This window comes from Paenibacillus dendritiformis (genome assembly GCF_015845845.1).
In the GTDB taxonomy this organism is placed as follows: domain Bacteria; phylum Bacillota; class Bacilli; order Paenibacillales; family Paenibacillaceae; genus Paenibacillus_B; species Paenibacillus_B dendritiformis_C.
Map to the genome: position 1 here is coordinate 1 of NZ_LDIG01000076.1, position 22,929 is coordinate 22,929.

Here is a 22,929-nt window from a genome sequence, read left to right on the forward strand (position 1 = left end):
TGTGCCTCTACAAACAAGAGTGTCGAAGCGCCGACAAACAACTTTTGGGCTCGGTAATCCAATGACTCATCTCTAGTGGAATTCACATGTAACCACTTTAGGCATTGACAAATGACGTTTTGATTCGGTACGTTATCCATAGGAATCTCCTTTGTTGAGGCGTTTTATGGATAACGCTGAGGGTAACTCAACAATAGGAGATTTCTTTATTTTTGTCCACGAATATAGTTCAATAAGTTACAAATATAGAGAATTATAGGGTGAAAATTTTCGTAAAAAGATTGATGCAACGCTAGTGCATTTTTACAGTTTTTCCGGCAAGTTGAGCTGTAAGAAGCGGGGGAAGGGGCAGGGCTGTCTCGCTCAGACCCAAAATATAGGACAGCCCCAGTTCCCGTGGGAAAAATGAAATCCCGAGTCTATTTTGTCTCCGCTTGCAGCGTTCGCACAAACAAGAAAAGATTCCGGCCCGTCTCATCGTCCAACATGGACGGATTCTTTTTCAGCAGAGCTTGAAGCTCGGACAATACCGAATCATCTGGTGCAGTCCGTTGATCAGCCTTCTCAGGAGTGAAAGCCACCGCCGTTTTTGCCGCTGTTATCCCCTCTTTTTCCTCCTTCAGATACGTACTGATCCAATGCTTGTTGTCCGGGATGCGATGGACGAACTTCAGCATGATGCCGAACCAGTCGCCACCGTTCATCATAGCTTCATTCATCTGCTGGTGTCCTTCCGGATCAAATCGCTTCATCAAATCGCCAATGTTGACATAATCATCGGGCGCTCCCGCCGGCTTGGAGGGCATAGATACCTGCGCCGCAGGGTGATGCACAATCGCATCCTCCGCCAGCTTCCGTCCGGCCGCACTGATCTCAACCGTATCATAATTCGCCCCAACAGGCTTGCCCGTTTCGAGTTGCATGGCGCGTCCGGTTTCTCCCTCTCGATTGCTCATGTTGTACAGGTTCGGGGGAAGCAGCGAACCATTGTTGATTTTCATCGCTTAGTCTGTCTCCTTCTCTTTAAAAATAAGTAGGGCAGGTGTTCTTCCAAACTACTAGATTCAGGATGTTATTTACTATATCAGACAATTATTGAAAATATTTGATATAAAGACGGGCAACTAACAGCATCGCCTGCGACCCCGAGACAAGGCCGTAAAGCCGCAGAGGGACGGGTTGACGCTGCAAGCAGCAAGTCAAAATTTTAAGACATATTTCGACACGGCGCATGCCGAACCTAGTTGCTAGCCGGGCAGATTGGTGGCGATTGAAGCGCTATTTTGACGACTTGGCTCAGGAATACTTTCTTTCAAAATAGAAAAAAGACGATGGTTAGATTCATATACAAAAATGGATCTCAAAAATATATTTACAAAATATTTCAATTTGTGTATGATTCTATCAACTTCTTGGGCTTGTTCATCAGGTTAAAAGTATACGAGACAAGGAGGAATGGAATGTGAAAGGCAAAGCTTGGCTGCGGCGATGGCTGATTTTCGTTATCGCGCTCATTATGGGCATGACTTCCGTACCGGGAGCGTATGCGCACACGGGAGACCAGACCGATAATTCGGTCCAGATGGCGGAATCCAACAGGATTCGTCTGCCGCCCGCCGTTGTAGATGGCGAAGTCTATGACGAGTTCGGGCAGGAAGGGACAGGGACTTATATTGTGAAGCTGCGGGAGCAGAGCGACGTGGAGGCCGCCGCGAAGCTGGCCAAGTCTTATTCCGCCTTGAGCGGGGAGACATCCGCGAAGCGCAAGCTGACCGTGCGAAGCTTTGTCTTGAACGACTTGAAGGAGACGGCCGATCGGACTCAGGCCGGGATCAGCGATGAACTGGAAGCGGGCCTAAAGAATGGCTCGGTGCAGGATTACCGCTCCTTCTACATCGTTAACGCTATCGCGGTGACGAGCACGCGGGAGGTGATGGAGCGGCTGGCAGCCCATCCTGCGGTAGAGCGCATCACCCCGAACCGCAAATACATGCTGGAGGTGCCCGACGAGGGGCAAGCCGCAGCGGGTACCGAGCCGTCCAAGGCGGATGGCGCGGGGGGAACGGCCCGGGACAGGACGGGAGGAGCCGCGGCAGCAGTCGAGCTGCCTTGGAATTTGCGCAACTTGAATGTGGGTCAAGCGTGGGACAAAGGCTTTGACGGCATGGGCGTCGTCGTTGCCAACATGGATTCGGGCGTCGATCTGAATCATCCGGCGCTGAAGCGGAAGTGGAGAGGCTATAATGCCCAAGGGCAGGTCGAGAGGCCTGAGCTGAGCTGGTATGACGCCACGCCGGAAAAGAAGAAGCTGCCTTTTGACGGCAACGCCCACGGAACGCATGTGATGGGCACGATGGTCGGATCGGAGCCCGATGGCTCCAACCCGATCGGGGTCGCTCCGCAGGCGAAATGGATCGCGGCGCGCATCTTCAACTCGGCTGGCGAGGCGACGGACGCGGGCATTTTGGCGGCAGGCGAATGGATATTGGCGCCGACTGACGACTCGGGCCGCGCCTATCCCGAGCTGGCTCCGGATATTGTCAACAATTCCTGGGGAAGCGTGCAGGCCGGGAAGAACGAGTTTTTTCAGGATATAGTCCGGTCATGGCGTTCTGCCGGCATCGTGCCTGTATTTGCGGCAGGCAATACGAGACCGCCTTATAATTACGGCGGGCCGGGGTCTATCACCCCGCCAGGCAACTATCCGGAATCCTTCGCGGTCGGAGCGGTCAACAGCAGCAATCAGCTGGCTGCTTTCTCGCTTCAGGGCCCGTCTCCTTACGGGCAGATGAAGCCGGAAGTGTCGGCGCCTGGCGTTAGCATCCGTTCCTCCGTCCCGGGCGGCTCTTACGCTCTCATGAACGGGACATCGATGGCCGCTCCGCATGTGGCCGGAGTTGCCGCGCTGCTGCTGCAGGCCAACCATTCGCTGACGGTGGATCAAGTCGAGAAGATTTTGAAAGATACGGCCATCGCGTTGACGGACAATACGTTCCCGCAGAGTCCGAACAATGGCTATGGATCGGGCATCGTGAATGCCTTGAATGCCGTCTCCACCCAGCAAGCGGGTCTGGGCGAGCTTGAAGGCGCGGTAACGGTGAATGGAGAGGATGCCGAAGAACCGGTCATCGAGCATCATCCCCTGACGCTCGTGTTCAACGCGCTGGATCAGGAAGTATCGGCCCGAATTATGGATGACACCAGCGTCACCCGGGCGGAACTGGAAGTGAAGAAGAAGGGGGAACAGGCTGGAACTGCACTACCTATGGTTCGGATGTCGGGGGATTACCGGGATGGAATCTATGAGGGCATCATCCCGTCATCGATGCTGGACACCGCTGGAATCGAATACCGGATTCGGGCAGTGGATTTCGGAGGCAACGAGGAGGTATCCGCCTGGTGGCCCGTAGAAGTATCGGAGGGAGTCAAGCTCGGATATGCGCAGGACTTCGAGACGGACATCGAAGGCTACGGCTTCGGCGGGGAACCGGGCATCTGGGAATGGGGCGTCCCGACGAGCGGGCCGGGCAAGGCGAGCTCGGGAAGCAAAGTGATGGCGACCCGGCTTGACGGCAATTACCCCACCGGGGTGGAAGAGGCCTACTTCGTCATGCCGCTTATCGATCTGCGGGACAGCGAGCATACGATTCTGAGCTTCAAGCATTGGCACAAGCTCGGAAGCTGGTACTCTATTCTGCTGGACAAGGCAGAGGTTTTTATCGGGCGGGAGTCGGAGCAATTCGAATTCGAGCTCGCGAAGCAATTTGACGGGAAAAGCGGCGATTGGAAAACGGACTACATCGATTTGTCTCCGTACAAAGGAGATCGGATTTTCGTTCTTTTTAATCTCCGGGGAGCCTACGGAAGCGATGAAGGTTGGTATGTCGACGATATCGAGCTTATCGGACCGACTGACCTCCAGCCTGACGCTCCCAAGGTGAAGGCGCGGAGTAACGCCCCGGGCAAGATCATCCTCGAATGGGAGCAGGAGCCGCAAGGCGATGTGAAGGAGTACGTCATCTACCGTTCGTCGGAGCCAGGCGGATCGTACGAGGAGATTGGCGTGAGCACAGGACGCAACTTCGCCGACCACCCCTTGCCGCAGCAGGGAACATATTTTTATATCGCCAAGGCGAGGACATACAGCCATGTGCTTAGCGAAGCTTCGAACGAGGTGAGCTGGACATTTACCGGCGGGGAGCTTATTTACGGCGAAGATTTTGAAGGCGGGGACAGGGGTTGGACGCGTGAAGGCGAGCCGAACGAGTGGGAGCATGGGGTTCCCGATCCGAAGTATGGACCGCCGAAGGCCGTCTCCGGCAAGAACGTCATCGGCACGAACTTCGCTGGATATGTCTCGAAAAATACGAATCAAAGCATCATTTCCCCGGAAATTGATTTGACGGGAGCAAAGCATGCGTCGCTCTACTTTCAGCAGTGGTATGATCTGGAGGACGGCGATAAGGGATACGTCGAGATTAGCGAGGATGGGGGCGCTGTGTGGCAAAGTCTGGCGGCCTATCCGAAGCCAACCTATAATACGAACCATCCCAAAAGGTTTTGGTATATGGATGAGATCGACATCGGCAAATACGCCGGCAAGAAGGTGCACATCCGCTTCCGGCTGAAGACCGGAGGAGCCTCTCTGGCGAACGGTTGGTATTTGGATGATATTCAGGTGCGGGATACGCTGCCAGTCAAGACCTTCATTCCAGCCGGGACCAAGGTCAAGCCTGCCGAAGAAGCGGGGAAGGGAGCGGCGGACCAGGAAGAACGAGTGACTTCGAGGGAAGATGCGGCGGTGAAAGCGCCAGCGGCCCCGAGCTTATCGGCGTGGAGAAGCATGAAGCAGGAGACAGCCTCCCTTGAGACGGCAGACGGGGAGGGAAAACGCTCTTCCGGCCTTCCGGCCGCGGCGACGGTTACAATCGTCGAGACGGACCGTTCGACGAAGACCGATTCCGGGACGGGCCGCTATCGGCTGACGCACCCGCCGGGGACGTATACGATGCGGGTGGAAGCGTATGGCTATCACACGGCCGAACAGACGGTGACGATAAATGATCGGGAGCGGACCGAGGCGAACATTCATTTGCAACCGCTCTCAAGATCCACGATTAGCGGCGTTATTACCGATAAGGCGACGGGAGAACCGATTGCCGGGGCGGCGGTACGTGTGAGGGAAGATGCGCATGTGCCAACGGCCGTTGCGGATGAACAGGGGAACTACACGCTGGAGGTCTACGCTGGAGATTACACGCTGCTCGTCTCTGCGCGCGGGTATTTGCCTTATGAGCAGCAGATCCGTGCGGAAGGGGCGGTGGCGAACCCGATTGCGCTGAAATCTTTCCGCGGGACGGAGGACGAGCTGGCTTACGATCGGGGGAAGGGGGATAATGCGGTAGCTTTTTATGATTCAGGCAATGGCTATGCGGTGCGCATGACAAGCGACGGCCCGGCTCAAGTGACCGGGGCGCGCATGTTCTTCTGGGATGATGGATGGCCGGTTCCCGGCGGAACGGCCTTCCGGTATGCGCTGTATGACGCATCGGGACCCGACGGGCAGCCGGGAGAGCTGCTCTCCGGCCCGCATGCGGGAACGGCCCGCCTGGACGGGGAATGGACCGAGCTTTCTTTTCCGAATGGTCCGTTCGTCGACGGTGATTTCTATGTCGTCTATATTCAGGACGGCTCTTATCCTGACGTGCCGGGACTAGCCGTCGATGAAGAGGGCGTCAATCACGGCCGCTCCTGGAGGCTGGAGGATGGAACCTGGTCACGGGCGGCAGCCTCGCAAGGGAACTATATGATCCGCGCGCGCATTACGCACCCTGATCCTGCCCAACCGGCAGTGAAGATCACGGTGGAGCCGCGTGATATCAGCTTGTACGAAGGACAACAGCTTCAATTGCATGTCAAGGCGGAGGATGAAGCCGGGAACGAGCGCGATGTCACCGCATTGTCCGCCTATGAGGCAGACGGTGGACAGGTCATTGAAGTGAATGCGGAAGGCTTAATTACGGCGCGGTCGGCAGGCGAAGCGACGGTAAAGGTAACCTATGAGGGTCTGGAAGATACCGTTCGGGTCACTGTGACCCCGGTTCCGGACATCCCGGAGGGCGAGATTCGCTCAATTGCCGTCCACCCGCCGGAATTGGCATTGAAGGAAGGGGAAGCTTCGCAATTGACCGTCACGGCCGCGGTCTATTCCGAGGGCAAGGAATTGACGGTCCCGCTGGTGAAGGGCCTGGTGTTCCGTTCGCAGGATGCCGGCATTGCCGCGGTCGATGACGCGGGAAGGGTTACCGGCATTCAAGCAGGCGAGACGGAGGTGACCGTAATCTATGGCGAACTGGAGGCGGTTGTGCCGGTCACGGTAAGGAAGTCCGATGTCCCTCCGACGGAGGAAGCGCGCTCGATCCATGTCCAACCTGAGGAGCTGACATTGAAGGCGGGGGAATCGGCTCAGTTGACCGTGACGGCGGCCGTCTATGCCGACGGCGAAGTGAAGCGCGTCCCGATTACGGAAGGACTGTCCTTCACTTCCTCCAATCCTCAAGTCGCCCGGGCGGAAGCGGACGGCCGCATTGCCGCCCTGAGAGAAGGGGAGGCCCGCATCCAAATTGCCTATGGAACGCTGAAGGCAGAGGCGCTCGTGAAGGTGAAGGGAGCGGACATCGTGACGCCGCCAACGACCCGCCCGGATCCGCCATCATCTGCTTCTGGGTCGGGATCCGGTTCAGGTTCAAGCTCGAGCCCGGCTTCGCCAACCGGGACCCCGATTCGGGTGGATGGCCAATTGATAGGGACGCTGTACGCGACCGATGGCCAGGGCGGCAAGCAGGCGCGCGTGCGGATTGCTTCCGATTGGCTGGAGAAGGAGCTGGACAAGGAGGAAGCTGGCGCTCCGGTCGCGCTCGATCTATCCTCGTTGTCATGGAAGGAGTACAGAGCAGTTGTGTTGGAGATAGTCGCCTCTTCGGCCGAGCGTCTGGCCAAGTCCGGTAAGGCGCTTCGTCTGAAGGGCTTCCGCTTCGCTTTGACCGTGCCGGCAGAAGCGATCCCGGATTTCATTGACCGGGATGGACTGAAGCTGACGCTCTCCGTTCAGGAAGGCTCCGGCGTGGACGGCGCCCGCCAGGCTCTGGTCTCGGGCGATACCGCCGCGCTCGTGTCGGACATCATCGGCATTAAGACTCCGGTGCGGACACAGCAGGCACAGGAGCAAAAACCGGCAGTTGAAAAGCAACAGGGAGCGGGGGGACAGGCGGGCGAACCGGGAATCGGCTCGAAGAGCGCGGCTTGGAGCCAGCCCCTGCTGTTGGAATTGGAACTGGACGAACGGTTGGTCCGGCATCCGCTGGCGGCCGGCATTTATGGGCGCCATGAAGCGGACTCGTGGGCCTACGCCGGGCTGCCGAAGCGCATAGCCAATGAGCCGGGCAAAAAAGGCACGCATGTCCTGACTGTGCCGGTGCGGCAGCCGGGCGAATATGCGGGACTGGAATACGCAAAGACATTTGCAGATATCGCGCAGCATTGGGGCCGCGCCAAGATTGAAGCGCTGGCTTCCCATCATGTCGTGTCAGGACGGAATGATAACCGGTTCGCGCCGAATGATCCGGTGACGCAGGCCGAATTCATGACCTTGCTGGACCGCATCACGGGCAAAGAACCCGATTGGAAGCGGCGGTCCGGCGAGCCGGGGGCTCATGAGGCGCTGCGGCGCGAGGAGATGATCGTCCTGCTCGTGGCGGCGCTCGATCCGGAGCTGCCGCAAGGGCCGGCGGAGGAACTGGACGAGACGGCGCTGGAGCAGGTGTCGCCGGAAGCGCGCGCGGCCGTAGCGTATGCCTATGAGTCCGGATTGGTCAAAGGCATGGGCGCGGGCGGGTTCGCAGGGGATGCTCTGACGACCCGGGCGCAGGTGGCGGTCCTCCTGTACCGCGTATTGCAGCAAATGGGACATATTTAGACAGGAGTTAACAGAGCCGTCCTGCAAGGGAGCAGCAGCCTTGCGGGACGGTTTTTTGCGATGAATAGCGAAGGCAGGGGATAGCCGCGACGAGAAAAAATACGGGGAACCGCAGTGTGCGCGTCTATGGGAGGCAGCGCGCAGAGCAATGAAAAAAGATGAAAGCGAAAGCGGTATCATTTAAATCGAGTGAAATATTCCTTGTTATGGCTTCATATGTTGGTTAAGGATGTTCGATCCGACTTACAGAGAACAGGAGTGGTGGTATGCACGCAATCGACACATTGGCTCGCCTCGTCAGCGAGGTGAAGGAGGAGCCGGCCTGGGAGCTGCGGCTGACGCCGGAGACGAATCTGATTGACGATGTCGGGCTCGATTCGCTTCAGCTCATTCATTTCATGCTGAAGGTGGAGGAGCAGTTGAGCAGTTGAAGGTGCGGATCGATTTCGAACGGTTCGAATACGAGCATTTGCAGAGCGTGCGGGCATTCCTGGGCTTCCTCGGGCAGTTGGACACCGAGGCGGAGCGGCATGCATAATCCGGCCGCGGAGGCTGTGCGGCCGCTGCTGAAGCCGGTCTATGACGGGCCTCGGATCGTACTCGGAACATTCGATGCCGAAGCGTATTGGCGTCCCGATCATCTGGCGAAGCTGCCTGCGGTTCGAGCGGCTCAGGGGCGAGCGGTCGCCGGATGTATGGACGAGCTGCTGTTCCCGCTCTGCGGAGAGGACGGCGTGCTGATCACCCGGCAGCCCATGAACAGGGCCCATGCGGCTTATTTGCGGGAGATTGGCTTCCGCTTCCGGGCGGCGGCGGCAGGAGGGGGCGGGGCTAGCGGCACTGGCGGAATTACCGGAACGGACTCAACCAGCAGAACGGATAGAACTAGCGGAAATGACAAAACGAGCGTAAATGGCAGAACGTGCGAACAAGGCGGAACTGGTCAGCATGGCGGAACGAGCGAACGCGGCGGCACTGACGGAACAGGGGGAGACGATGTCTTCCGGGCCATTGCAAGCCAGCCGGATCAGGAGCAGTGGCGCCGCTGCCTGCAGGAATTGCCCTGGGCTGTCTATGCGGTCATCCCGTCCGCCGCCGCGCTGGCCCGGCGTTATGGTGACGCGGCCCGGGTGCCCGCCGCAGACATCGCGGGCCGGGTCAATTCCAAGGCGTATTCGCATCGGCTGGCGGCCCGCTTGGGCTGGAATCCGCCGGGGCATCTCGCGGAGGATGCCGATGAGGCGATGCGCATCGGGACGGAGCTGCTGCGGGAGGCCGGAAAGCTCGTGCTGAAGGATCCATACGGCGTCTCGGGCAGCGGCAATCTTGCGGCCGATTCCGCGCCGCTGCTGAAACGGCTGATCGGCTATATCCGGGATCAGCAGCGGGCGGGCAAGCGGGTGCAGCTTCTGCTGGAGCCGTGGCTGGAGAAAGAGATTGATTTCTCCTGCCATCTCCAGATTGCGGCAGACGGGGCCGTCTCGCTGCTTGGCGTTCAGCAGATGGTGAACCGCGGGCATAATTACGGCGGTTCTCATGCCGCCGAGCCCGAACTGGCCGATCGGCTGAACGCTTCCGGGTACTTCGCGGCGATGGAACAATTGGCGGGATGCTTGTATGAGGAGGGCTACTTCGGCCCGGTATGCGTCGATTCGATGCTGCTTGCCGACGGCCGCGTCCATCCCGTCGTGGAGATCAATGCGCGGCATTCGATGGGGCTGTTGAATTACAGCCTCGACACGCATTGGGAGCGATACGGACAGCGAAGCTTCCTGTCCTGCCTCCAGCTTGGGCTCCCGGACGCGTGGAAGGCCTCGGCCGGGACGGGCGGAGACATGGAGCAGCCGGAGCGAGAGGACGGCGCTTGGTGCGATCAGTCGGAGCGCTTCGCCGAACTGCTGGCCCGGCTTGATCGGATCGGGCTGCTGTTCACGCCGCAGCGGCGGGAAGGCGTCGTTCCGCTGTCGGCCAATACGCTGTTCGCGCCGGACGGCGGGCGGGTGTCCGGACGCTGGTATCTGGCCGCCGGCAGCCGGGAGGCGAGTGATCGGATCAGCCGGCAGCTCCGCGAGGCGCTGGCGGCGTACGGCTTCCGCATCTATTGAGAACGGGCGAATGAAAATGGATGAATGAAAATGGATGAATGAGAACGGACGAAGTTAATGAACCGTCATGTGCGGCTCAAGCATGAATGGAAAAAAGAAGGTGTCATCTATGCAATCCGCTTCACCTGTTACCATCCTGACCTCAGGCAATTCGCTTGGCGCGTACGTGCCTGGCATCCGCCTGCTGGAGCGGCTGCGGAAGCGCGGCGTTCCGGCGGAATTCGAGGTGCTGGAACGCCTGTTCCCGGAAGAGACGCGGCAGCAGCTTGTCCGGGCGAAGCAGGCGTTCCACGCCAGCTTCGCCACGGCCTTGATGGGCACGCGCTTGGTTCGCGGCATCGGCCCGTCGCTCGCGGACGGGGCGGTGGATGCCCTGCTCGATCGCTGGGAAGCCGAAGGACGCCGCATCTTTCTGTCGGTGACGGGCTTCTGGGCTCCTATTCTGGAGCAATACGAACGGCGCGTTCACCCCGGGACGATCCGGGCGGAATTTCTCCGGCTCGATGCGATCGACACGCCCTCCTACCGCGTCTATCGCGAGACCTATCCCCGCTTCCGCCATCACTGGCTGTTCCGGCTGGAGGGAGAGCAGCCGCTGCTGCATTACCGGCTCGCGATGTCCGATGAGCCGATCCTGCCCTACGCCGAGCGGGACGAGCGGATTGTGGTCCATGGCGGCGGATGGGGCATCGGCACCTACCGCGGCGTGACCCCCGCGCTCCAGGAGCGGTACGCGCTTGATCTCGTCGCCTATGATCAAGACGAGACGGGGGCGGCGCGGCCTGGCGATCGCGTCTATCTCAACGACCCGGCATGGCACCCGTGGTCGGAGGAGCCGGCGCGGCCCGGGCAGCCGCCTTATCCGCCGATGGCGGAATGGAAGGCGGGGGAAGCGCCGATCTATGAGCGGGGCCAGGACGGCCCGCGCCTATACGGCGCCATCCGCCACAGCCTGGCCATCGTCAGCAAGCCCGGCGGCGGCACGCTCGTCGATTCGCTGTCCGCGGCGACGCCGCTCGTCTATCTGGAGCCGTTCGGCGATCATGAGCGGGCCAATGCGCTGCTGTGGGAACGGCTCGGCTTCGGCATATCCTACGACCGATGGGCGGCGTCCGGCTTCGCGCGCAGCGCGCTGGAGCCGCTTCATCACAATCTGCTAAGACATGCGCTTTCACTATCCGATTACGGAGGGATGTATCCATGACACAACCGAAGACAAGCGCCACCCTGACCCCGGCGGAATTCCGCTCCATGAAGCAGACGCTGCACAACCGGAGCGAGGCCAGCCGCGGTCGGAAGCTTGACCGCTCCTTCGCCTTCGATCTGCCGCGCGATATCGGGATCAAGCTGAATAACGGCTGCAATCTGCGCTGCAAGCACTGCTTCGAATGGAATCCCGACGGCTACCATCATGAGTTCGAGCGCCAGGAGGCCCGGCGGGAGATCGATTTTGCCTTGATCGAGCGCATCTTCGAGGAGACGCGGCCTTACCGGTCCCGCATGTACTTATGGGGAGGCGAGCCCTTGATGTATTCCAAGTTCGACGAACTGTGCGAGCTGCTGGCCTCCGATCCGCGCATCTCGACCGTCTGCACGAATGCGGTGCTTGTCGAGCCCAAGCTGGAGTCGCTGCTGAAGCTGCCGGAAGGGGTGACGCTTCTCGCCAGCCTGGAAGGCTTCGAGGCGGAGAACGATGCGATACGCGGACGCGGCATCTTCCGCAAGGTGATGTCCGCCATCGAGCTGCTGCTGGAGCGGAAGCGCGCAGGCGAATTCCGCGGGGATGTGTCGGTCAGCCTGACCATCAACGATGCCATGGTCACCCGGCTGTACGATTTCATGGAATTTTTCGAGGAGGTCGGCGTCAATTCCGTCTACTTCGTCTTCCCTTGGTATATTCCGGAGGAAGTCGCCGAGCGGATGGATACGTACTTCGCCGAGCATTTCGGCTGGCTTGAGGCGGCCCGGCAGGACGCGGAGACGGGCAAAAAGAGCTGGCACTCCTTCACCTACCATCTGTCGCCGGACAATATCGAGCCGCTGCTCGCGGAGATGGAGAAGCTGCGTTCGCGCGTATGGAAGAACCGCATCCGCTTCCAGCCAGCGCTGGAGCCGGAGGAGGTGCGCAGCTTCGTGCTGGGCACGGACCGGCCGGGCATGGGGAGGACCGATTGCCTGGCCTTGTCGACCCGCATGGATGTGCTGCCGAACGGGAAGGTGAATCCATGCAAGTTTTTCCCGGAATTCACGATCGCCGATCTGCGGGACGGCAGCCTGAAGGAGGTCTTTCACGGCGACGGCTACCAGAAGCACCGCGAGGCGCTTGCTTGCGGCTTGACGCCGGTCTGCTCGAAATGCGTTTTGCTGTACAATAACGGCGCCTAACCCCCGGCCCCGGGCCAGGAACAGGGAGGGGCGGACAAGGAAGGAGAGAACTGCCATGAGCGCCATCACGGTGCGGGGATTGAGCAAGACCTTCGCTTACTACCGCAAGCAGAGCGGCCTCCGGCATTCGCTGCGCCATCTGTTCCGCCGCGAGGAGCTGTACCGCCATGCCGTCGACGGCATCAGCTTCGATATTGCCCAGGGCGAAGCCGTCGGCTTCATTGGTCCGAACGGAGCGGGCAAGACGACGACGCTCAAGATGCTGTCCGGCATTCTGCATCCGTCGGCGGGAGAAGCGAAGGTGCTCGGCTATGTGCCTTGGGAGCGCCAGCGGGAGTTCAAGCGCCGCTTCGCCATCGTCATGAGTCAGAAAAGCCAGCTCTGGTGGGATTTGCCCGCAAATGAATCCATTAATTTGAACAAATGCATCTACGGGCTCGACGATCGCGAATACCGGATGACGCTGGACGAACTGGCCGGCATGCTCGATGTGAGGCACCTGCTCGGGGTGCAGGTGCGCCGCCTGTCGCTGGGCGAGCGGATGAAGATGGAAATCATTGCCGCGCTCATTCACCGGCCGCAGCTATTGTTCCTCGATGAACCGACGCTGGGCCTGGACTTCGCCGCCCAGCAGAATGTGCGGCAATTCCTGCGGGCTTATCAGGAAGAGAAGCGGGCGACGATTCTGCTGACGAGCCACTACATGCGGGATATCGAGCAGGTATGCGGCCGGGCGCTCGTCATTCACGGCGGGAAAATCGCCTATGATGGGGAGTTGGCGCGAATAAGCGCGTCCTTCGGCCGCCGCAAGCGGATGAAGGTGCGGTTCGCTGCCGACATTCCCCCGGCCGAGCTGCGAGCGCTCGTGCAGATGCTGGCGGAGGTCCGGGCCCATCACGGCGTGACGGCCGAGCTGGAGGTGGCGGCGGATGAAGTGAAGCCGCTGGCGCTTCTGCTGCTTGACCATGATCTGGTCGAGGACTGGACGGTGGAGGAGATCCCGGTCGAGGAAGCGATCGAGCGGCTGTACGCAGCCAAGTCGGAAGGTGAAGGAGTGCGGGCGGATGGGCAGACATACGAGGCGCCCCGGCATGCGACGGAAGGATAGCGGCGAACGGCGATTGCGGGATGGCAGCGGGACGAATGACCACCCGAATGACCAACCGGATGATCAGCCGGATGACCAACCGGATGATCAGCCGGATGACCAACCGGTCGACCAAACGGATAACCATTCGGCAGAGAAGACGGGGAACAAGCAAGGCGGCCGCCTGCCGGGCAACCGGCCGCACGGCAGGGCCGGATTCGGTAACGGCGGCCTGCACGCGGACGGAACCGGGACGGCGGACGGCAAGGCGCCCGCAGCCGGGCCGGGCAGTTCCAGGGGCGGCCGCTTCCGGCTCGCTGCCGGCAAGTATGCCGCCGCGTTCAAGATCGGGCTGCAGGCCTCAATGGAATATCGGCTTCAATTCCTGATCGGGCTTGTCAGCCTGGTTTTCCCTATCGGCATCCAGTCGCTGATCTGGACGGCCGTGTACCGGTCTTCCGCCGACGGGGTGTTGTACGGGTACGATTACAGCCAGATGATTTTGTACACGATGCTGTCTGGCATCGTGACGAAGCTCGTCATGACCCAACTGGAGCACACGATCGCGGAAGACATTAAGAGCGGCGGACTGAACGCGTATCTGGTCCGTCCGATCAGCTATTTCGGCTATCGGCTTTCCGCTTATGCCGGGAGCCGGGTCATCCCGGACACCGTGCTGGTCGGACTCGTGGCCGCCGTGCTGCTCGTCGCCGTCCGCTACGGCCATGCTCCGCTGCCGCCTGCTCGTCTTGCTCTGTTCGCGGCAGCCCTCCTTCTGGCTGCGCTCGTGCAATTCCTGCTGTCCTACGCGATCTGCGCGCTGGCCTTTCGGCTGGCGGAGATTTCGTACTTTTTCGTCATCACCGGGCTTATCGTGCAGATCGTCAGCGGCGGCATCGCCATCCAATGCGTCTGGATCGTGCTGCTGGCCGGGACCGCGCACATCGCATGGCGGCTTGGCCTGAAGCGGTATGTCGGGTTGGGAGGATGAGGCGGCGATGGGTGTAGAGAGACGGGCGCGCTTCCGGGACGCATGGCGCACGGGAGTGGAGTATTTGCGGCTGTATGGCGTTTTTATCCGGAACAGCCTGGCGGCCAGCATGGAGTACCGCTTTAATTTCTGGATGGGCATTGCGGTCGAAATCGCTTTTTTATGCGCGAAGGCGCTGTACATTTTGATTGTGTATCAGACGAATCTGCATATTGGCAAGCTGACGCCGGATCATATCCTGCTGTTCATCGGCACTTACACGATGATGACGGGACTTTATATGGGCTTGTTCTATGTCAATTTCATCCGGCTGCAGCAATATGTCCGGGACGGGACGCTCGATCTGCTGCTGACGAAGCCGGTATCCCTGCAATTTCTCGTCTCGCTTCGCTATGTCGACATCGGCTTGTCGGTGCCGAACGTGCTGGCCGGAGCCGCCATGATCGCCATCGGCTGGTCCCGCGCCGGGCTGCCGCTCAATGCGGGGAATCTCGTTGGCTTCGCCGGGCTGCTGCTGGCGGCGCTCGCTGTCACCTACGGCCTGATGCTGCTGCCGGCCTTGCTGGCCTTCCGCTTCGTCCAGACCGGGGCGGTGACGGAGATCGCGCATTCGATCTGGGATGCGAACAATATGCCGCTCGATATTTTCCCGTCATGGCTGCAGTGCATCGGCGTCTACGTCATCCCGGTGTTCCTCATCAGCAATTATGCGCCCAAGTTCGTCATGAACGAGTTGAGCGCCGGGGATGTCGCCTGGGCGGCTGCGGCGCCGCTTCTGCTTCTGCTGCTGGCCAGATGGTGCTGGAAGCGGGCGGTAAGCGGGTACAGCAGCGCGGGCAGCTAATAAGGGTCCGGCGGCGCGCATGATTGGCGCAATGAAATGATGAGAGAGGAAGCGATGCAGTGATGGACATACGTGAGAGACTGCGGTTCGAGGCCGGCTTCTTCGATTGCCGGGCCATTCAGTTATCTCTGGCGCTGCAGGAATGGGGAATGCCGGTCGAGGCCCTCTATTATAATGCGTGGGAGAGCACGAAGGAGATTTACGAGCATTTGTATGTGAAAAAGTCGAAGCCATGGTTTTACCATTCCCCTTGTCTGGAGCCGTCCGAACTGGAGCTGATCGGCATTCCTTATGAACAGGTGCCTTATGCGGATGACGAGGAGATTGCCCCGCTGCTGCAGGGCATCGATTACGGCGCTTGCGCGGCCTTCCTCTGGATCTCCTGCGGGGAAGCGCTTTATGCGAAGCCGGGAACGTTCGGCGACCCGGAAGCGGCGCATTCGATATGGGTATGCGGGTGGTCGCCGGATCCTGGCGGTTCGGGCCGCTATGCGATTCGCGATACTTACCCCGAATACGAAGGGGATATATCGGGAGAGGACCTCCGGCGGATGTGCAAGGTTCCTGCGTTGAAGCCGGAGGACAGGGCCGTTTTCCTGCTCCGCAAGCCGGAAGCGAAGGCGAGTCCGGACTGGAATCGGATTAGGGAGAGGTATGCGGATCGCATGGCGCGGCAGCAGGGGGAGACTGCATGCTATGAGATTGTCCGCGCCTATGCATCCGGCGGAGAGACGGGGCCGTTCGCGAGTCTGGCCGAGCTGTATGACTGCCATGCGCATGCCTTCAAATTCATTGCGGGCTCCCGCTTTGCCTTCTCCTGCTTCGTGGAAGCGGCGGAGGGGGACCGGAGCCTGGCGCAGCTGCTGCGCGGCATTGCGCGCAAGGCGGATATGCTGAAAAATTTCTTCCTTATGGCCCTCCACGGCGGAAGCGCTAATGCGGCAATCATCGCGCAGCTATGCAGTGAGATTCAGGAGCTGGAGGAACTGGCGTGGCGTCATATCGCATCGCCTAGCGGCGTGGCGCCCGGCATCGCGCCGCAAGTAACGAATTCCCTGGCATAGCGGCGGGGAGGAGGCCAAAGCCCGGAAGTGGAGTTATCCTGAAAGGGTGGCTTGCTTTCGGGCTTTTTGTAATCTTTATGGGCGAATCGACAACTCGAGGGAACCTCATCTTGGGGCTGCCAATCTAACGATATAGAATAAGCTTAGTCGAGACTAGAGGAGGAGCATGAATGCGCTAACGAGAGACAAGGAGAGGTTGGCTCAGCAGGGAGACTGCGAAGCATTCAAGCGCGATTCATACGTTGAGAGAACCTGCTTACTTCCAAACCTGGCTGTGTCGTATTCTTCTGAACGAATGTCACCAATTAGCCAGCGAAGAGAAGCGCCCACCCTCCGTACAAAAGCATTTCAACGGAAAAGTATTCTGACGGAAAAGATCAAAAGATATGGGCAGCCGCAGTGCCGCTCATCGAAGAGACGGGAGAGATCGTCAATATCTATTTGGATGATCAGTACCTTAGCAAATTGTTACATAAGCCTTCAAAGCGATGAAACCGCTCATGGAAGAACCTATTCGGCATCGATCTGACGGGCTATCAAGTGAAGGTTGACATGAATCGGTATATATTCTCAAAAAAGGGCGGTTTGACCTTAGCGGCCGGGGGGCAGACCATTAACGCTTCTTATTTTCTTTGGCAGCTTGGGCATCTATCGTTTCAAGAAAGTCTTTTGCGGTCCGAACGACATATTTGACCTCGTCAATCGATCTTTCCATCAGCGCAATTTTATGGAGATCAAGAAGCATCTGCTTTTCTTCGATGCCATCCTTGCCGTGGAGCTTCTGAAAATTAAACAACTCAGCCGGTCCAATATCCAGTGCATGCATAAGCGATTCCAATGTTTTCAAGGTCACGTTGACTTTCCCGGATTCGATATCCGAAATGCGTGACTTGCTCATTCCTTCTTTACCGGTTCTTTCCGCAACCTGCTCCTGACTTAATCCCTTTGCGGAGCGAATCATTCTTAGCTGTTCGCCAACAAGTTTAAGTAAATCTGACATGATAGTCACCTCAGTTAGAGGTTAGTAAAACATAGAAGAAAAAGAGATATCACTATAACATAACAAAGATAAAAATGTTATACTATAATAGAACGTTTCCTGGAGATTCCAAGTCAAAAAGAGGAATGAGGCAAAGCTGATAGTTCAGAAATCGATGTGGAGGAAGTAATATGTCCGATTGGGTAAAAGAAACCTTGCATCAACGCCTGGAATATCTAAGAGAGCAAGTGGAACTGCTGCCGGAGATCGCAATACTGCAGAATAAACGGAAAGCATTAGAACGCGCTCTGCAGCGCGAATTACAACAACAGGGAAGCGGCCTGCACATGGAATGGCTGGATGCGCATGCGGAACTCGCCTTAGTGCAGATGGGCTGGTTCTATGCCAAGGGGGTTCAGGACGGGTTGAAAATGCTCATTTTTTTGCAAAACTCGGAAGAAGAGCTGGAGAAGACGATGACGACAATAATGAAATCCTAATTTTGCAGCGGAAAAGGGCAATCCTTCCCCGTCCGTTGATCCAAAAGGGAACAAGGAAGCCAAAAGGCCGAGTCAGGGTGCGTTACCCGGAACTCGGCCTTTTGCGTCGTGCATTCTAACGTCCAGTCTGAAGCCTACTCTTTCTTCACAGACTTCCCAAGTTACATTCCCTGCTCCGCCGATGCGGAGCTCCGCTTCGCGTTGCGCTGCGACCAGGAGGCGAGCCCCATCGTGGAGAGGAGCAGGATACCGGTCACCCAGAAGACGGCATGAATGGAGAACACGCCGCTGATCGCGCCCCCGACCAACGGGCCGAGCATGCCGCCAAGCTGGTTCGCCGTCTGATTCAGGCTGAATGCGCGGCCCCGGAATTCGCTGTCCGTGGTGCGGACGACGAGGCCGTTCAAGGCCGGAAATACGGCGCAGAAGAAGATGCCGTACGCGAACCGGATGAACGAGAACCACCAAATATTGTGGAACGGAATCTGGGCGAGCGTCCCGATGCCGCCGGCGAGAAGGCCAATCAGGAGGACGCGCTGGAATCCGACCCGGTCGGCCATCTTGCCCCAGCGCGGCGCGAAGATGATGCTCGCTACCCCGACGAGCGAGAAGACGAAGCCGGCCGCGAGCGAGGCGTTCTTGTCGGAGATGCCGAGCTCGACAATGTACAGCGGCAGCACCGGCTCGATCGTCATGACGGAGAACTGCGTGCAGAGCGACAGAACAAGCACGACTAGCAGCGGCTTATTGTGGGCCGCCAGGCTGAACGTGTGCACGATCGAGACGCGATCCTTGCTCGGCACGAACGATTCTTCCTTGACCCAGAAAATAATGAGCAGGGTCGCCAGGAAGCAGAGCGCTCCCGCGCTGCCGAAGGCAATCCGGTTGTCGAAAATTCTTGCCAGCACGCCGCCCAGCATCGGGCCCATGATGCTGCCCGTCGCCGTCGCCGTGGACATCATCGACAGCGCATATCCGACCTTGCGCTCCGGCGTATTCGTCCCGACCAGCGCGATCGAACCCGGAATGAATCCAGACAGCAGCCCCTGCAGCAGACGCAGAATGAGCAGTTGAACAGGACTGGTGACGAAGGCCGTCAGCAGATAGATGACGCAGAGCGCCAGCCCGGCCCGAATAATCATCGGCTTCCGCCCGTATTTGTCCCCGACGGCTCCCCAGAACGGAGAAGAAATCGCTCCGGCGAGGAAGGCGCTGCTGAACAGAATTCCGGACCACAGCTCCAGATGATCCTTGACGCCGATCTGAATCAGGAAGAGCGGCAGAAAAGGAACGACCATGGAGAAGCTGGAAGAGACGATGAATGCTCCGAACCACAGTATCCACAGATTTTTCTTCCATGTTTCCATTAGATCTTCACTCCCGATATTCCTTTTTCCACGTACGTTTCGATTGGAGTGTCATTCTAACGGCACTCGATATGTCAGACCGAACACATTATCCGCTTCCTATTATACAGCAAGCAGTCAATCTTTTTCTTCTCCGGCGCGGCCGGCGAACGGGAGCTTGCCTACGCAGAGGTTGATGCATCAAGGGAAAGCGGCAGAAAAAATATTTTTTCAACTGAAGCTGCATATCTCGAAATATGATATTTGGAATTGTTACTATTCTTATCTATTAAGTATGTTATAATGAAAGTTAAAATGTGGGAGAGTGGTTATCCTATGCCAGTTGAGACGTTTAAAGCGACCGCACACCTGCAGGATGGGATGGTGGTAAGAGCTAAATCGAGAAACTTCGAGATCATGATCGATGAACCGAAATCATTGGGCGGCACCGACACAGCCATGAATCCGGTGGAAGTCGTGCTCTGCGCCCTGGGGGCCTGCCAGTCCATCGTCGCCAGAGCCTATGCGCGCAAGTTCAAGATCGATCTTGAGGCATTCTGGGTGGAACTGGAAGGGGATCTGGATACGGACGGCTTTATGAACAAGTCGGATGTGCGCCGCGGATACTCGGAAATCCGTTATAATATACATATCAAAAGCAATGCTTCCTACGAGCAGGCGAAGGAATTCGTAGAGTTCATTGAACGCACTTGCCCGGTGGGCGACACGATCAACAATCCGGTGCGTCTCGTCCTGCAAGATATTATTGTAGAATAGACAAATCCGAGCCTTCCTGCTTATTGGGCAACCTTTCGCAGGAGGGTTCTTTTATTTGCATCATTCTCACACAACCTGTGTTACCGGAGGGATTTGACATGAGCCATCTGCTGCTGCATGAACCTTTTAAGGACGAGATGAAGTCATCGGTAGAGTATATTCCGGACAGCCCGAATAAGCTCGGTGCCGTGGTGACGAATCACGGCTATTCCGATTGGTCGACCCAGGAGGCGGACGAAGGGGACGCGCCGCTTTATTTTTTCAAGAATCGGCAGCGATTTCTATGCCGATTATTCGCTGGATGGGCAGGCCTGGAGGCAGATCCGCATGGCCCATCTGTTCGAACGGGCGGATCTGCCTGTCCAGGCCGGCATCTATGCGTGCAGTCCGCAAGGAGAAGGTTAACTTTAATCGCTGCGGCTGCTCCTTGCTTCGCTGTCCTCTGCTCCGATGCCGTAGCGGGCGAGCGCCTTCGCCGCGCTTTCGCGCATGCGCCGCTGGAGCTTCTCTCCTTCCACGATGCGGACCCGCTTGCCGAGGAAGCGGATTTTGGACAGCACATACTCGCATTCATCGCCCAGGAAGGCGATCCGAATCCGGTAGCTGTCCTCCTCGTCCGCATATTCCACTTCCTTCTCGAAGCAGGAGAAGGCGTACATGATCCGGGACAGCTCCCGGTTGTACATCCGGAGGACCTCGATCACGGCATGCTCCTTGCGGGAATCCAGGACGGCCGCGATTCGGCTCAGCCATGTCTCCGCCATGCCGTCCGGCACCGGTTCCATGTCCGCCTGCGCGATGTTCCGCAGCCGCGTGGACATCAGCATGCGCCGCCGCGGATGGTACCAGAGCAAATACCACTCGCGCTTCACCATGGAATATTCCAGCTTGTAAGGGAAGCCGGACTGCGCAGGCTGCAAGCCTCCGTGCTTGAGCCGGTAAGAGAGGCGGATGCCCTGCCGGGCCGCGATAATGCGGAGCAGGGGGCGCAGGAGCGGATGGTACGCATGGCGCTCGACGCTGGCGGCCTTCTCCGCGACATGCTCGGCCAGCTCGAAATCGGCCTCGTCCCGCAGCGCCGCCGTCAGCTTTGCCAGCGTCTCCGGCGCGAACGCCTCCGCCGCGGCAGGATGATTCAGCATCGTTTTCAGCCACGAGCGCTCCGTCCCCATTGTCCCTGCATCAGGACGCGTTCCTTGACGAAGTTTTTGCGCGCCCCTTCGGGGTTGAAAAACCGGGCCCGAACCGTAACCGGCCCCCCGTATCGATAAGCCAACTGAAGCGCATCTGCTCCTCCAGCTCCCGCAGCCTCCGGCCGAACCGCTCTTCCGGCACGGCCTCTCGTTCCCGAATCTGCGTCAAGCCTTCCATCCGGTACTTCACCAGACCGAGCCGGGAAGCGTGGCCGAGCAAGTACCAGCGGCCGTATTGATGGTCGTAGACGATCTTGAGCGGGAGCACGGTTTCCTGCTTGCCCTCGGCCTCGCGCGTGAAGAGCGGATTCGTATTTTGCGAGGCGTAGGCTGTTCCCTTTTTCGGGGAGAAATAGAGAAAGGACAGCATCCGCCGCTCCCGTATCGCCTGCAGCACCGTATAGAGATGCGCCTCGTCCAGAATGCGCGAGAAATAATGATATTTATACAGAAACGGTTCTGCCGCACCCGCGGCCATCTCTCTCCGCTTCATCGCTTGCTTGAGATTGTCCCGCAGAAGATAGCCCTGCACGGAAGGGACCTGCGTATTCGCCATCACATCGACGTAGTCATACAGATCCATCAATTCGTCATCCGTTAATTCATCGGTCAGATCATGATTTATCGAAAACCGGTAAGGCCGGCCGCCCTTTTCCTTGCGAATGACGCCGATTTCCTCCAAATATTTCAGATCGGAGCGGACCGTCTTCTCGTCCGGCAGCGGATACGGTTCCGGGATGCGGGAACTGCATTCGTCCATCAGCTCCATCGCCGTCAACGGCTGCTCCTGCAGGGCGGTCAAAAGGAGCGCCAGGCGAACGCTTTCCGATTCCTTGACCGATTTGGCGCGGAACAAGAACAGGAGCATCGGATCCGCCGAATCGTAGTAGCTGAAGTGCAGCATCTCCGCGAACTGCCGCCCCTGATCCTCGGGAAGCTGTTCGGTTACCGTATGTACAATCTCCTTCAACCGGCGGATCGTCTTGTCGAAGGTGTGGACCGAGATGCCCAGCCGCTGCGCGAACTGCTCCCGGCTGTATGCGCCGCTCGTCAGGACGAGCATGCGAAGAAACTGGATTTCTTTATCGAAGCTTTCTTTTGCCATTCTGGGAAGCCTCCTTACAGGCCCGATTCGGGCTTATCTTCCATTGTAGCAGGGGAGGCACAAGCGGAGAATGGAAAACTTTCGATCCATTCGTAATACTTGCGCCATGTTCACTTCTCTGAAAATAAGCGAAGATAAGGAGGTGAAGCCGACACCGCGAGTGAAGGCGGCACGGCGGCTCGGTCTTCGCGCTGGCGCTGTACAAAAAAACGCAAGGCAGCTCTCTGTTCTGGCTTTTCGACACGAGCGTGACGGATGCCAAGCCTTCGCGGAAGGATAGCATCCTGACCCAGGCCGATCGCATTCGTCCCCGCGGAGGGACAGACACTGGCGCTCCCGTGCGCGAGCTGCTTCGCCAGCAGAAAAAGGCCGATCAGATCATTATGATTACCAATGAACAGCAGAATAGCGGCAGTCCGTTCTATGCGGCGCTGAAGGACTACCGGGCGAAGGTGAACCGGAACGTGAAGGCGTTCATCGTGGATATCGCGCCGTACCGTTCGGCCATGGTGCCGCCGCTGGATAAGGATACGGGATGACGCCGGCATGACCCATTTTAAGAAAAGAGGAGGGACTTC

The 22,929-nt window shown here is 58.5% G+C and carries 16 protein-coding genes and 2 pseudogenes; 13 read left to right on the forward strand and 5 right to left on the reverse strand.

The features are described 5' to 3' along the window. Window positions 1–419 precede the first annotated feature (419 nt). Window positions 420–1,001: a flagellar biosynthesis anti-sigma factor FlgM gene (locus tag ABD76_RS04820; protein WP_197254688.1), complete on the reverse strand. Its 582-nt coding sequence runs from the start codon at window positions 999–1,001 to the stop codon at window positions 420–422. A 461-nt stretch (window positions 1,002–1,462) separates the two neighbouring features. Here ABD76_RS04820 and ABD76_RS04825 point away from each other — a divergent pair, with 461 nt between their 5' ends. From ABD76_RS04825 to ABD76_RS04865, 9 genes are all read left to right on the forward strand, one after another. Next, a complete protein-coding gene (locus tag ABD76_RS04825; RefSeq protein ID WP_197254690.1) occupies window positions 1,463–7,975 on the forward strand; it encodes a S8 family serine peptidase in 6,513 nt (2,170 codons plus the stop codon). Window positions 7,976–8,241: 266 nt separating this feature from the next. After that, window positions 8,242–8,406 (forward strand): phosphopantetheine-binding protein, encoded by a 165-nt coding sequence (locus ABD76_RS29265; protein ID WP_242069373.1) that lies wholly within the window; start codon window positions 8,242–8,244, stop codon window positions 8,404–8,406. Between the two features lie 99 nt (window positions 8,407–8,505). Then, a complete protein-coding gene (locus tag ABD76_RS04835) occupies window positions 8,506–10,080 on the forward strand; it encodes a hypothetical protein (protein WP_197254692.1) in 1,575 nt (524 codons plus the stop codon). A 109-nt stretch (window positions 10,081–10,189) separates the two neighbouring features. Then, on the forward strand, window positions 10,190–11,284 hold the full coding sequence (locus tag ABD76_RS04840) for a hypothetical protein (RefSeq protein ID WP_197254694.1): 1,095 nt from the start codon (window positions 10,190–10,192) through the stop codon (window positions 11,282–11,284). Further along, window positions 11,281–12,465, forward strand: coding sequence for a radical SAM protein (locus ABD76_RS04845; RefSeq protein ID WP_197254696.1), 1,185 nt, complete (start codon window positions 11,281–11,283; stop codon window positions 12,463–12,465). Before ABD76_RS04840 ends, ABD76_RS04845 begins: the two co-directional genes overlap by 4 nt. A 55-nt stretch (window positions 12,466–12,520) precedes the next feature. After that, window positions 12,521–13,573, forward strand: coding sequence for an ABC transporter ATP-binding protein (locus tag ABD76_RS04850; RefSeq protein ID WP_197254698.1), 1,053 nt, complete (start codon window positions 12,521–12,523; stop codon window positions 13,571–13,573). Next, entirely contained in the window at window positions 13,557–14,543 is a 987-nt protein-coding gene (locus tag ABD76_RS04855) for an ABC-2 family transporter protein (protein ID WP_242069374.1), read from the forward strand. Before ABD76_RS04850 ends, ABD76_RS04855 begins: the two co-directional genes overlap by 17 nt. A gap of 7 nt (window positions 14,544–14,550) precedes the next feature. Then, window positions 14,551–15,387 (forward strand): ABC transporter permease, encoded by an 837-nt coding sequence (locus ABD76_RS04860; RefSeq protein WP_197254702.1) that lies wholly within the window; start codon window positions 14,551–14,553, stop codon window positions 15,385–15,387. A gap of 62 nt (window positions 15,388–15,449) precedes the next feature. Further along, a complete protein-coding gene (locus ABD76_RS04865) occupies window positions 15,450–16,451 on the forward strand; it encodes a hypothetical protein (RefSeq protein ID WP_206765528.1) in 1,002 nt (333 codons plus the stop codon). A 613-nt stretch (window positions 16,452–17,064) separates the two neighbouring features. On the opposite strand, the gene ABD76_RS04870 is transcribed toward ABD76_RS04865, so the two are convergent. Beyond that, window positions 17,065–17,451 carry a helix-turn-helix domain-containing protein gene (locus ABD76_RS04870; RefSeq protein ID WP_111155194.1) on the reverse strand — a complete coding sequence of 129 codons (387 nt, stop codon included), beginning with the start codon at window positions 17,449–17,451 and terminating at the stop codon, window positions 17,065–17,067. A gap of 170 nt (window positions 17,452–17,621) precedes the next feature. On the opposite strand from ABD76_RS04870, the gene ABD76_RS04875 reads away from it, so the two are divergent. After that, complete coding sequence (locus tag ABD76_RS04875; protein WP_197254706.1) at window positions 17,622–17,930, forward strand: hypothetical protein; 309 nt, start codon at window positions 17,622–17,624, stop codon at window positions 17,928–17,930. A 161-nt stretch (window positions 17,931–18,091) separates the two neighbouring features. On the opposite strand, the gene ABD76_RS04880 is transcribed toward ABD76_RS04875, so the two are convergent. Further along, window positions 18,092–19,297 carry an MFS transporter gene (locus tag ABD76_RS04880; RefSeq protein ID WP_197254708.1) on the reverse strand — a complete coding sequence of 402 codons (1,206 nt, stop codon included), beginning with the start codon at window positions 19,295–19,297 and terminating at the stop codon, window positions 18,092–18,094. 315 nt (window positions 19,298–19,612) lie between these two features. Between ABD76_RS04880 and ABD76_RS04885 the strand changes: the two genes are divergently transcribed. Continuing rightward, window positions 19,613–20,053 (forward strand): OsmC family protein, encoded by a 441-nt coding sequence (locus tag ABD76_RS04885; protein ID WP_168181983.1) that lies wholly within the window; start codon window positions 19,613–19,615, stop codon window positions 20,051–20,053. A gap of 297 nt (window positions 20,054–20,350) precedes the next feature. After that, entirely contained in the window at window positions 20,351–20,458 is a 108-nt protein-coding gene (locus tag ABD76_RS29270; RefSeq protein WP_338125051.1) for a DUF1349 domain-containing protein, read from the forward strand. A gap of 2 nt (window positions 20,459–20,460) precedes the next feature. On the opposite strand, the gene ABD76_RS04895 is transcribed toward ABD76_RS29270, so the two are convergent. Both ABD76_RS04895 and ABD76_RS04900 read right to left on the reverse strand, forming a co-directional pair. Then, on the reverse strand, window positions 20,461–21,225 hold the full coding sequence (locus ABD76_RS04895) for a WYL domain-containing protein (RefSeq protein WP_242069375.1): 765 nt from the start codon (window positions 21,223–21,225) through the stop codon (window positions 20,461–20,463). Next, window positions 21,219–22,351: pseudogene (locus ABD76_RS04900) on the reverse strand (helix-turn-helix transcriptional regulator); the annotation flags it as partial. The pseudogene ABD76_RS04900 and the gene ABD76_RS04895, both read right to left, overlap by 7 nt. A gap of 176 nt (window positions 22,352–22,527) precedes the next feature. Here ABD76_RS04900 and ABD76_RS04905 point away from each other — a divergent pair. Next, window positions 22,528–22,884: pseudogene (locus ABD76_RS04905) on the forward strand (TROVE domain-containing protein); the annotation flags it as partial. Window positions 22,885–22,929: the final 45 nt, after the last annotated feature.